Source organism: Rhodobacteraceae bacterium LMO-JJ12 (genome assembly GCA_021555075.1).
Lineage (GTDB): Bacteria > Pseudomonadota > Alphaproteobacteria > Rhodobacterales > Rhodobacteraceae > JAKGBX01.
This window is the reverse complement of sequence record JAKGBX010000004.1, coordinates 39,227-51,642: the sequence shown is the minus strand read 5'-3', so window position 1 is coordinate 51,642 and position 12,416 is coordinate 39,227. Positions and strand designations below refer to the sequence as shown.

At 59.0% G+C, this 12,416-nt stretch carries 9 protein-coding genes; 3 read left to right on the top strand and 6 right to left on the bottom strand.

The genetic code is table 11. The features are described from left to right. Positions 1-157: 157 nt before the first annotated feature. Together LZG00_19005 and LZG00_19000 are read left to right on the top strand one after the other, a co-directional pair. Positions 158-1,498, top strand: a complete 1,341-nt coding sequence (locus LZG00_19005) for an efflux RND transporter periplasmic adaptor subunit (GenBank protein MCF3596076.1) — start codon at positions 158-160, stop codon at positions 1,496-1,498. Next, positions 1,495-5,622 (top strand): efflux RND transporter permease subunit, encoded by a 4,128-nt coding sequence (locus LZG00_19000; protein MCF3596075.1) that lies wholly within the window; start codon positions 1,495-1,497, stop codon positions 5,620-5,622. Before LZG00_19005 ends, LZG00_19000 begins: the two co-directional genes overlap by 4 nt. Before the next feature lie 44 nt (positions 5,623-5,666). Here the strand turns inward: LZG00_19000 and LZG00_18995 are convergent, their stop codons facing one another. From LZG00_18995 to LZG00_18980, 4 genes are all read right to left on the bottom strand, one after another. Then, positions 5,667-6,119: a GNAT family N-acetyltransferase gene (locus LZG00_18995; protein MCF3596074.1), complete on the bottom strand. Its 453-nt coding sequence runs from the start codon at positions 6,117-6,119 to the stop codon at positions 5,667-5,669. 1 nt (position 6,120) lies between these two features. Next, positions 6,121-7,941: an ABC transporter ATP-binding protein/permease gene (locus LZG00_18990; GenBank protein MCF3596073.1), complete on the bottom strand. Its 1,821-nt coding sequence runs from the start codon at positions 7,939-7,941 to the stop codon at positions 6,121-6,123. Positions 7,942-8,028: 87 nt separating this feature from the next. Next, positions 8,029-9,096 (bottom strand): DUF2855 family protein, encoded by a 1,068-nt coding sequence (locus LZG00_18985; protein ID MCF3596072.1) that lies wholly within the window; start codon positions 9,094-9,096, stop codon positions 8,029-8,031. A gap of 114 nt (positions 9,097-9,210) precedes the next feature. Further along, on the bottom strand, positions 9,211-10,932 hold the full coding sequence (locus tag LZG00_18980; GenBank protein ID MCF3596071.1) for a LysM peptidoglycan-binding domain-containing protein: 1,722 nt from the start codon (positions 10,930-10,932) through the stop codon (positions 9,211-9,213). A gap of 108 nt (positions 10,933-11,040) precedes the next feature. Between LZG00_18980 and LZG00_18975 the strand changes: the two genes are divergently transcribed. Beyond that, the gene (locus LZG00_18975) at positions 11,041-11,604 is read left to right on the top strand and encodes a TIGR00730 family Rossman fold protein (GenBank protein MCF3596070.1); all 564 of its coding nucleotides are present in this window, start codon (positions 11,041-11,043) and stop codon (positions 11,602-11,604) included. A gap of 18 nt (positions 11,605-11,622) precedes the next feature. Here LZG00_18975 and LZG00_18970 read toward each other — a convergent pair whose 3' ends face one another. Together LZG00_18970 and LZG00_18965 are read right to left on the bottom strand one after the other, a co-directional pair. Then, the gene (locus LZG00_18970; GenBank protein ID MCF3596069.1) at positions 11,623-12,081 is read right to left on the bottom strand and encodes a host attachment family protein; all 459 of its coding nucleotides are present in this window, start codon (positions 12,079-12,081) and stop codon (positions 11,623-11,625) included. Beyond that, a complete protein-coding gene (locus LZG00_18965) occupies positions 12,082-12,300 on the bottom strand; it encodes a hypothetical protein (GenBank protein MCF3596068.1) in 219 nt (72 codons plus the stop codon). It lies immediately after the preceding gene. Positions 12,301-12,416: the final 116 nt, after the last annotated feature.

Here is a 12,416-nt window from a genome sequence, read left to right as displayed (position 1 = left end):
CCATTGCCCACGGATTTCTTCGGGTTTTCACCTTTCCAAACGGAAGAATAACGCACCCTGGAGATCAGGACTTGCAACTTACACAGCGCAGTCTAATTGCGTGGGAATGCCACATTGGCACATAATCAGCGCGATACCGGCGCAAAAAGGACCCTATATGCGACTTCTGCCGATCATCACCGCCGTTCTGGTCAGCGTCTTTCTCTATTTTCTGATTATTGAACGCGACACATTGCTCGCACTGGCCCGTGGTGAAGATGCTGCATCGCTTGAAACGGCTGTTACAAACAACGCGTCTTCCGCTCAGGAAGTCGCCGCTGGCAAGGCCCACTCCGGCCCGGCGGAAGTCGGCGTGGTCGCGATCCATTCGCGTGCCTCGGTCATCGACAGCGCGGTCATCCTGCGCGGCCAGACCGAAGCCGCGCGTCAAGTCGATGTGCGGGCAGAAACTACGGGTCTGGTAATCTCCGAGCCGTTGCGCAAAGGCGCGTTCGTAGAAGAGGGACAGGTGCTTTGTCGTCTCGATCCGGGCACGCGCGCCTCTACCTTCGCTGAAACACGCGCCCGCCTGCTCGAATCCGAAGCTCGCGTGCCCGAAGCCGAAGCCCAATTGCCGCGCGCCGAAGCACAGCTTGAAAACGCCAAGGCCCAGCTTGAAACCGCATACGCCCAACGCGAAGAAGCCGAGATCAATTACAACGCCGCGCTAAAACTCGCGGAAGGCGGCTATGCCTCGGATAGCCGCGTCGCGTCTGCCAAGGCTGCGATGCGCGCAGCCGAGGCCGGCATCAGTTCTGCCAAAGCCAGCGTCAAATCGGCAGAAGCCGGGGTCAAAACCGCGCAATCGGGCGTGCTCAGCGTCAAGGCGGGCATTCAATCCGCCGAGGCTGCCGTTGCCACCGTCGAAAAGGAAATTTCACGGCTGGAAATCACGGCCCCATTCGAAGGGCTGCTGGAAAGCGATGCCGCCGAACTCGGCGCGCTTTTGCAACCCGGCGCGATCTGCGCCACGGTGATTCAGCTCGATCCGATAAAACTTGTAGCCTACGTGCCCGAGACCGAGATCGACCGCATCTCGGTGGGGTCTCTGGCGGGCGCACGGCTAACCAGCGGGCAGGAGTTGCGCGGGCGTGTCAGTTTCCTGTCGCGTTCCGCCGATCCGCTGACCCGCACGTTCCGCGTTGAAATCGCGGTGCCCAACCCCGGCCTTGATGTGCGCGATGGCCAAACTGTAGAGATCGTGATCGCTTCGGATGGTGCAAACGCGCATCTCGTTCCGCAATCGGCGCTTACACTCAATGATGATGGTGTATTGGGCATTCGGGTGGTCGATTCCGAAAATCAGGCGCTATTCCAGCCAATCACCCTTGTGCGCGACACGGCTGATGGGGTCTGGATCTCCGACTTGCCTGATGAAGCGGATATCATCGTGATCGGTCAGGAATATGTGGTCGATGGTGTTCCGGTGCGTGCCGCCTACGAGGAAGCCGCGAAATGACTGGTCTTGTCGACTGGGCCGCCGCGCGCGCGCGCATGGTCATGGCCTTTATCGTGCTCTCCCTGCTGGCGGGCGCATTCGCCTATATGACCCTCCCGAAAGAGGGCGAACCCGACATTCAGATCCCCGGCCTCTTCATCTCGGTCCCCTTCCCCGGCATTTCTGCCGCTGACAGCGAGACATTGTTGGTCAAGGTGATGGAAACCGAACTGGCCGATCTCGACGGGCTCGACCGGATGGTGGCCACGGCAGCAGAAAACTATGCGGGAATTTTCCTCGAATTCGAATTCGGCTGGGACAAGACGGCCACAATGGCTGACGTGCGCGAAGCGATGAACACCGCCGAAGGCAAGTTTCCCGAAGGGTACGAAAAATACTCGATCAACGAGATCAACTTTTCCGAATTCCCGGTACTGATCGTCAACCTTACCGGCGCAGTTCCCGAGCGCACGATGAACCGCATCGCCAAGGATTTGCAGGACAGACTGGAAGCGCTCGACGCGGTGTTGGAAGCCGGAATCGTCGGAAACCGCGACGAGATGCTTGAAGTGGTCATCGACCCGCTACGTCTTGAATCTTATAACGTAACCGCGGGCGAGTTGATCAACGTGGTGCGCAACAATAACCAACTGATCCCGGCTGGCGAAGTGGAAACCGCCACGGGCTCGTTTTCGGTAAAGATCCCATCAAGTTTTGATGAACCGCAGGATGTTTATTCCCTACCGGTCAAGACCAATGGCGACAGGGTGGTTACGCTGGGCGATCTGGCTGACATCCGGCTCACCTTTGAAGACCGCAAATCCACCGCCCGCTTCAATGGCGCCAACACCGTCGCCCTGCAAGTGGTCAAGCGCAAGGGCTTCAACCTTCTGGACATGGCCGAAGAGGTACGCAACACGGTGGCCAAAGCCAACACTGCCTGGCCCGAAGAGTTGCGCGCCGCGATCAAGCTTGGCACTTCGAACGATCAATCCAACGTCGTCGGCTCAATGATCGACCAGCTTGAAGGTTCGGTCCTGACAGCCATCGCTCTGGTCATGATTGTCGTGCTCGCCGCACTGGGCATCCGCCCCGCTCTGCTGGTTGGATTTGCGATTCCCACGTCATTCCTGCTCTGCTTTGTTCTGCTGGCCATCATGGGGGTGAGCGTCTCCAACATCGTGATGTTCGGGCTGATTCTTGCTGTCGGGATGCTGGTCGATGGGGCCATCGTCGTCGTCGAATATGCCGACAAGCGGATCACCGATGGGGTCGGCCCGATGCACGCCTATGTCGAAGCCGCCAAGCGCATGTTCTGGCCGGTGGTTTCCTCCACGGCTACGACACTCTGCGCCTTCCTGCCCATGTTGTTCTGGCCCGGTGTGCCGGGGCAGTTCATGGGCATGTTGCCGGTCACGCTGATCTTCGTCTTGTCGGCCTCTCTGATCGTGGCGCTGATCTATCTGCCGGTGATGGGGGGCGTGTCTGGCCGGATGACGCGCAAGTTCAGCAACAGTTCCGACTGGCTGCGCAGCCATGCGCACTGGTCCATACGGTTCGCCCTGGTCCCGCCAGCGCTTTACCTGGTCTATCTTGGCGCGCGACAGACCCTTAACCCCGGGCATCTCTTTGGCGGCACACCGCCGGGCGACGGTCTTATGGCCTACCTGCCTGGCATCGCAATTTTCCTGCTGGGTTCGATGCTCAGCTCGATCACGGTCGGCGCAGCCAAGTTCGCGCGCCGCAAGCCGCCAAGGGACAAGCGCAATCGCACTGCTTTCGGCATGTTGATCAAATTCATCGCGGGCAATCCGATCATGCCGATCATTACGGTCGTGGCGGTGGTGCTTGTGGTGGTGCAGGTTTTCACCTATTTCGGCGAGAACAACAAAGGCACCGAATTCTTCGTCGAATCCGAGCCCGAACAGGCCATTGTCTATGTTCGCGCCCGTGGCAATCTGTCGATCGAGCAGAAAGACGCTTTGGTGCGCGCCGCAGAAGACGTTGTTCTGGCGCATCCAGGGGTCAGGAATGCGTTTGCCTTCTCGGGCGAAAGCGGGCTCAATAACAACACCGGCGGCGCGCAGCCCCCGAAAGACACAATCGGGCAGGTTCAGCTCGAAACCATCGCGTGGAATGACCGCCCGGATACCAAGGCCCCTTGGTTCACTATTCCATTCCTTGGCTACACGGTCATGAGCAATATCAAGTCGCCCGCATTTGATGGTGATGTCATCATTGATGAGCTGACTGCCCAATTGGAGCAGATCCCCGGTATCAAAGTCGAGATACTGGCCCAGGCCCGTGGCCCGGCCTCGGCCAAACCGGTGCATCTGCGCCTCAAGGGTGACAATTGGGAAACGCTTACCGCCTCGGTTGACACAGTGCGGGCGAAGTTCGATGCAACCCCCGGCCTGACGCTGGTGGAAGACACCTTGCCCCTGCCTCGAATTGACTGGCAGATCAATGTCGACGTCAAGAATGCCGGGCGCTACGGCGCCGATGTCGCCACTGTGGGCGGCATGGTTCAACTGGTCACGCGCGGCATCCTGCTCGATACGATGCGCGTCGACAGTTCGGATGAAGAGATTGAAATCCGTGTCCGTCTGCCCGAGGCGGATCGCGTCCTTTCCACTCTCGACAGCTTGAAATTGCGCACTACCCAAGGGCTCGTGCCGCTCAGCAATTTCATCACCCGCGAGCCTGTGCGTGGATTAGCCGAAATCAATCGCACGGATCAGACCCGCTATTTCGACGTCAAAGCCGGGGTTGAAAGTTATCGCTCCTTTATTCAGCTCACGCTCCCCGCCGACATGGCCGAGGGCGCGGGCTTTGATCAGGAAATCCAAGAGCAGAAAGATGCCGCCGCCGCCCTTGCCGCCCAATCCGGTAGCGCGGTGGAACTGCCAGAAAGATATACAATCAAGCTGGGGTTTGGCTCCGAACTGACAGCACAGGAGATCAAGCAGGGGGCGCAGTATGACGTCGCACTGAATGTCACAACCCCCGGTTTCCTCGGGCTTGGCAAAGCCACCGAGACCACTCGCTATTTCGACTTCCAGTCTGATGGCGATCTGGCACGCGCCGGAAATCTGCAAGCCCTGATCGATGCAGGCGCGACAATCGGGACAACTCCGATGACCGCAAACGAACGGATCGCTACGCTCACCGAATGGCTCAAGAGCGCGCCACTGCCCGCAGATGTGACGTGGGAATGGACAGGGGATCAGGACGATCAGGCAGAATCCCAAGCGTTCCTGCAAACCGCTTTCGCCGGTGCCTTGGCGCTGATGTTCATCATCCTTCTGGCGCAGTTCAACAGCGTCTACAATTCGGTGCTGGTGTTGCTCGCGGTGGTGCTTTCAACCACCGGCGTGCTGATTGGCATGATCGTCATGGATCAGACGTTCTCGATCATCATGACCGGCACGGGCATCGTGGCCTTGGCCGGGATCGTGGTGAACAACAACATCGTGCTGATCGACACCTACCAGGAGTATTCCGGCTACATGCCGCGGATCGAGGCGATCATCCGCACCGCCGAAGACCGCATCCGCCCGGTGCTTCTCACCACGATCACCACTATGGCAGGGCTTGCCCCGATGATGTTTGGCGTCAGCCTCGACTTCTTCGCCGGTGGCTATTCGATCAACAGCCCAACTGCGCTGTGGTGGAAACAACTGGCTACAGCGGTGGTTTTCGGGCTCGGCATCGCCACCGTCCTGACGCTGGTGTTCACGCCGTCGATGCTGGCCCTGCGGGTCTGGTTCTCCACTTATGTCGGCTGGCTCGCCCGGCTACTCAAGGTTCTCTCGATGGGCCGCGCCAGCAAGGCCGCCCAAGACTGGGCGCTGCGACGCGCCGCCCGCCGCATCCGCGCGCCCGAACTTCTGTGGCCCGAAGATTGGGATGCCGACACACAGGCGTTCCAGCCGGAAGAAGACGAAGACGACGCCCTTGGTCTCGACGACCTCAAAGGCATTCTCGCGCGCACGGGAAAACTCGCGCCTGTCGCTGCCCCGGATGCCTCGACAACCACTGCGCCGCCTGTCTCTGAAGCCGACGAGCAAGAACCAGACGAGACAGACGAAGAAAGCCCCGATCCCGCTGACAAAGGCGACGACACGATGCGAGCAGCCGAGTAACAAGTAACCGCTCGGCTGTCCCCGCTCTCTGTTGCCCGCCCCGCTCAGCCGCCCGGCGTCATCGTATAATGAACAAAGGCCGATTTCTTTGCGATCCGGTCATAAAGCCTGCGCGCTATCGCGTTATCCTCAGCAGTCAACCAATAGATCGAAACGGCGCCGTTCTCTGTGGCGTGCCGCTCGACATACTCAACCATGGCACGCCCAGCCCCGGTGCCGCGCACTTCGGGATCGACATATAGATCGTTGAGATAGATTTTCGGCTCCGCCGCCCAAAACCAATGATGATAGAGGAAATTCACAATCCCGACGGCACGCCCATCAACCTCGGCAATCGCCGAATGCATTCCATGCGCACCATTCATGATCCAGCCCCAGCTTGACTCAAACACCTCCGGCGGGCGTGTGGTCTCGTAAAACGCAAGATACCGCTCCCACATCCGGGCCCATTCCGCCTTGTCACCGGGCATCACCGGCCGCACGTTCACGACGCTCATGTCAAGCCGCCTCCTCGCGCTCGCTCGCCTGTCTCTGCCATAGACTGGCGTACCGCCCTGCACGCGACAGCAAGTCACCGTGGCTGCCTTCCTCAACAATCCTGCCGTTTTCCAACACGATGATCCGGTCGGCATCGGCAATGGTCGACAGCCGATGCGCGATGGTAATCACTGTGCGCCCTTGCCCGGCCCGCGCCAGCGCACCCTGGATCTCTTGTTCGGTCTCGGTATCAAGTGCGCTCGTCGCTTCGTCCAACAACAATATCGGCGGGTTCTTCAACAGCGTGCGCGCAATCCCCACCCGTTGCTTTTCCCCCCCCGAAAGCTTCAGCCCACGCTCGCCCACCGTCGTCTCATAGCCTTCGGGCAAAGCCTCGATAAACTCATGGATCTGCGCCGCCTTGGCCGCCGCCACGATTTCCTCTTCGCTCGCCCCAGCGCGACCATAGGCGATGTTGTAGCGGATCGTATCGTTGAACAACACGGTATCCTGCGGCACCACACCAATCGCATCATGCAGGCTGGCTTGGGTCACATCGCGCACGTCCTGCCCGTCAATCTCAAGAGAACCACTCTGCACATCATAAAACCGGAACAATAGCCGCCCGATAGTCGATTTTCCCGACCCGGACGAGCCAACAATCGCCAAGGTCTGCCCGGCGGGCACCTCCAGCGACACACCCTTCAAAATGGGGCGTGCCGGATCATAGCCAAAATGCACATCGTCAAGCCTCACCGTGCCGCCCCTTACCTGCAGCGCCACCGCACCCGGCTTGTCGGCAACTTCGGTGGGCTGTTCCAACAGATCAAACATCTGCCCCATATCAACCAGAGATTGGCGGATCTCGCGATACACCGTGCCAAGGAAATTCAGCGGCATGGTAATCTGGATCATGTAGGCGTTGACCATCACGAAATCGCCCACAGTCAGCGCCCCGCGTTCAACCCCGATCGCTGCCATCACCATCACCACCACCAAACCGCCAGTGATCAGAAACGCCTGACCAAAGTTGAGGAAAGCCAGCGAATAAGCGGTCTTAAGCGCCGCCGCCGCATAGCGCGCCATCGCGCCATCATAGCGCTGCGCCTCAAGCTCCTCGGCACCGAAATACTTGACCGTTTCAAAGTTGAGCAGGGAATCGATAGCCTTCTGGTTGGCATCGGTATCCTGATCGTTCATTTCGCGCCGCAGCTTCACGCGCCACTCAGTCACCTTGAAAGTAAACCAGACATAAAGAGCAATGGTTAGTGCCACGACCGCGAGATACCACACGTCAAACAGGAAAAAGAGCACACCTGCGATCATCACTAGTTCAAGGATCAGCGGCCCCACGCTGAACAACATAAAGCGCAACAGAAACTCCACACCCTTGACGCCCCGCTCGATGATCCGGCTCAATCCACCGGTCTTGCGCGTGATATGATAGCGCATCGAAAGCGCGTGGATGTGACGAAATGTTTCGAGCGCGAGTTGTCGCAGCGCCCGCTGCCCCACGGCGGCAAAAATTGCGTCGCGCAACTGTTGAAACCCGTTGGTCATCAAGCGCGCCATGCCATAGGCCACGGTCAGCCCCACAGCCCCAAGCGCCAGCTCGCTGATACCCTCTCCGGCCAGAGTGTCGACGGCCCATTTATAGAGTACCGGCGTTCCGACCGCGATCAGCTTGGACGCCACAAGCGCCAGCATCGCCAACAAGACGCGCCGCTTTACCCAAGGGTGCTCCTGCGGCCAGAGATAGGGCGCAACGCGCCGGATCGTTCGCCAGCCAGAGCGGCGCTCGTCTCTCGGATCATCATCCATGTCTGGGCTGGCGTGATGCATGCGCCTCGTGTCCTTTACGTGTTCAAGACCACGTAGATAGGCCGCTCGGCGCGCGAATGCCACCCACCACATGTGTCAAAACAGGCTTCAAAGCCGGAACACATGCCCGTCACGCGGATCGGCGCGCCCTTGCGCCAGATCGCACCAGACCTGCATCGCCGGTTCCAGCCTGTCCTGCACCCGCAGATCAAGCCAGCTTTCCACATCTGCTGCAATCCGTTTCCAGGCCGCAGTGATCTGTTTCTCGATCACTCCCGGTCCCCATTCTTCGCGTCGCTTGGCCACCTGCGATGGCGCGAAAAAGAATTGTGGCTTCGGCCCCGGCAGGTTGGCGGGTGGGTTGAACTTGTCCCAATGGCTGGTTCCGACCGCCGCAGAATGTTGCAACTGATCCGTCAGATACCCATGCAACCGCGCCTTCACATCTGCATTGCCTGACATGTCGACGTAAACTGTCGGCACCCGGGCCAACTTGTCGATCTCGTCATAACTCAACACCTCGTCACAAGCCCCCAAAGCCTCGACGAACCCGCGATTTCGCTCTGAAGTCAGCCCGACAATGCGGTAAGGTCGCACAGCAGGTTCGGCCAGAAACTTGCACAGGCCTAGCCCGGTTTTCGACGACGCGCTCCCGATCACGATCTGCTCGGCTCCGAACCAGTCGTTGTCGGCCAGCCAATCAAACAACAGATAGGACGTCGCGAGCAACGGCTGCAACAACGCTCTGAGATAGTCTTCCTCGGGCGTGCCTTCACGAACACCGACATAGGTGTTGTAGATTAGCGGCAAATCGGCCCGGTGCACGCTCTGATCCAGAAATGTGCCGTCAGGTGTCGCTTTTGGCGCGATCACCAACTCCTCCGCCATCGGATAGAAACCGTAGAATCGTGCACCCTCTGACAGCTCGGCGTTGCGGCTCTCGACCACTTTCGCCACGCCCCAGACAGGCACGATCCCCTGCCCCTCCTGACCCGAAGGAAAGAACCGCCAATATCCGATAACAAACCCGACCGCGGCGTAGGTGACATTGTTTGCAGTGAGCGCAAAGCTTTCCAGCTTCAGCCGCACCTCCCCTTCGGCCAATACCCGCGACGGCACGTCCTCCAACGTCACCTTGGTGATATCACTCTGATCAACAAGTATCCGTCTTGCCATCACAGCTTTCCTTCCCATTTACACACGCGCATTTACTACGGCAACAAGCGCACACACCGCGCAACACCACTTCGCGTGACGTTTCGTCGCCTCGAAACTCCAGCTGGCGTCAGCTTACTCGCGTGGAATATCGAAAACCTGGCCCGGATAAATCAGATCCGGGTTACGAATACGGTCCTTGTTGGCTTGATAGAGCCGCACGTAAAGGATTCCCTCACCATAGTTTTCACGCGCAATGGCCCAGAGCGTATTGCCCGGCTGAACCGTAATCGCGCTCACCTGTCCGGCTTCGGCCACCACGGCTTGCGCTTCGCGTTTGAATGGCGTCTCAACCCGGCTGGTTACCTGCCCCGCATCGTCAATCTCATCAACCCGCAGGGTATAGATCCCCGTATCCACATCCGGCAGATCGGTCCTCCAGCCGCCATCCGCCGAGATCCGCGATGTGGTGATCGCCTTGTTGTCGATATAGACGCGCACGAATCCGGTGCCGCGCGCGCGCCCGCTCAGTTGCACCTCGCCATCCTCGGAATAGGTAATGGTATCAAGCGCCACCGCGCTCATTACCTCGGGCGGCGCCTCCGTCTGCTGCACCACGCGCATGCCCTCTTGTCCGGCCAACAACACCATCGGTGCGCGCGGCGGGTCCGGTGTCTCGACTGGCACTTGCGAATCCTCAGCAAGCACCGGCACTGCGATGGGGGATTCTTGCGACGGTGTTACCTGTGATTGGCTTGTTATCACGTCTTCGGCGACCTGATGGATACTCGGCGCAGCTTCCGGTTCAACAACATCCTGAACCGCAATCTCTACCGTGCCAGCCTCTTTCGTTTCCGGCAACTTTGGCTCATCGGCTTGCACAGGATCTTTCTGCATGGCCGCCAGATCGGCAGACTGATCCGTTTGCCCACGATCGTCAGTCTGAGTGGCCACCTGTTCTGCGTCCTGATCCAAGGATACTTCCCCGGCCTCTTGTGCAGTTACGGGAGTCTCTACCGGAACCGACGACAACACCTCTTGCGGATCGGCTGCCGCACTCGTCTCAGCCACCGGAGCGGGAGCCAGAATAGCATCCTCCAACGCATAGAGCCGCCCGCCCTCCGGCAGGGCCACCCATAACCTGATCATCTGCGGCACCTGTGCAATGGGCAGACTGAGAAACTGCACGAAACTGCCATCGCTCGTCGCCGTCACACGGCCAATCTCCTGCCCATCAAGCTCGGTCACGATCTCCGTGTTCGGCTCTCCCCGCCCTGCAATTGTGGCGCTGCCATCCGGCTCCACCCTGACCAGATCAATGCGTGGCGGCATCGGCGTAGTCGGGACAGGTGCATCGTCGGTTTGCTCCAAAGGTGTTGATGCCTGCGCAAGCGGAGCCTCGTCTTGGGCGGCTTCATCTGTTGCAGGATCTGTTGCAGGTTCGGAAGGGTCCTGTGCAATCTGCCCTGCCTCAACCTCAGTGTTCCGGGGAACAGTCTCATCCTTCAAGGGGTCTACCGGGGCGGGCGTGTCAGAAGCTTGCGTGATAGGCGCTTCTTCAGAACTCTCGCCGTCACTTGCTCCGGGTTGCGCCGTTTGATCTTGCGGCGCGTCCTGCTGTTCTGACACGTCCTGCACCACCACGACCGTGTCATCTGCCTTGTCAGGTGCCTTGTCAGGCGGCGTTTCTATCGCATCTCCTGTTTGCGTGCTTGGCGTCAACGCGCCGGTAGGCGTCTGCGTCACGTCGGGCGTGAACACACCTGAAAACCACGCGACCCCAACAGCCACCGCTATCGCTCCGGCTCCGGCCAAAACCGCGCCTCGCGCCCCCATCAGACCGGTCCGTTCGCTCATCTTATCCCTTCCCCTCCGCACACAGAAGTTCCAGCACGGTTGAGCCTGTTTATCAACAAGGATAACACGGGTCAAAACCCTCTCTTGCCCCTCGGGAGCTTTAACACGATGACCGCATCACCCAGCCAGCCTTCCATCTGCGTCTACTGCGGCTCGCGCGCCGGTGCACGCCCCTCCTATATGGAGACAGCCACGCGCCTGGGAACGGCACTTGCAGGTGAAGGTTGGCGGCTGGTCTATGGCGCAGGCGATATCGGGCTGATGGGTGCCGTGGCGCGTTCAGCTCAATTGGCGGGCGGCAAAACCTTCGGCGTCATTCCGGTGCATCTGATGCAGCTTGAGGTCGGCAAGCGCGACCTGACGCAATTTGTCATCACCGAGAACATGCACGAGCGCAAGAAGGTGATGTTCATGAATTCCGACGCCATCGTCATGCTGCCTGGTGGTGCCGGCTCGCTTGATGAATTCTTCGAAGCGCTCACTTGGCGACAACTCGGATTGCACGCCAAACCCATTTTCCTATTGAACACAGAAGATTACTGGGAGCCCCTCATCAAGCTGCTGGATCATGTCATCGATGAAGGTTTCGCAGAAAGCTCCCTAAAGAGTTTCATTCACGTCGCGCCTAGCGTGGAAAGCCTGATAGAAAAATTGCACGAAACCTTAACCTGACAGCTGTGGCCCCAGACTTCAAAGCGCCGGATCCAGCTCTTCCTTGAGCATTTCCTCAACCTTGTCGAGCGGGTGGTTCGTCAGATCCTTGTCGAGCTCCGCAACCACCCGATCCTGCACCTCTTTGTGCAATTCCTTGCGCAACGCGCCAAGCACGTTGGGTCCTGCTACCAACACAATGCGATCAAACGCGCCCTTATGCGCAAACTCATAGAGCCGGGCGGCAAGATCGTTTGCAAAACGTTCCTTGGCCAACTCGTGCCAATCGGTGTCATCCATCGCCGAGAACTGATTGACCCCGGTATCAGGCTTGCGCCCGGGCCGGTTGGCGGATTGCTCCCTGTCAGATGGATTATCCTGTTCGTCTTTGCGAACAACGTTCAAATCGGGATCTTGCGCATCAAGGTCATTGCGCAAGAAAAGCGCCTTTTCGCTGTTGGCGATCAACACCCAAGTGCCTTTTGTCAAAATAGCCATTCATTCGCCTTTCCGATCTGTGCCTGTATCAATCTCATCTTGCTTCGTGACACGCGTTACGCCTGCCGGACGCTCATTCGATCGTTTTTCCTCGTCTCGCGTCGCAACTTTGCGCGCCAAGTCGCCACCCGACCTGCCTTGCTGGCTGATCGCTGTTTGATCGCCCAGAATCTTCTCGCTATCGCGGCTCTTGTCCTTGGAACGTTTTCGTTCTGCCATGATATCTCTCCTTTCAAAGCAGCTTAACGAACAAACGCAGCGCCCGCCGGTGATGTTCCAAGTGCGTCAAAAGAAAACGCCCCCCGATGAGTATCGGAGGGCGCAGAAACTCTTTT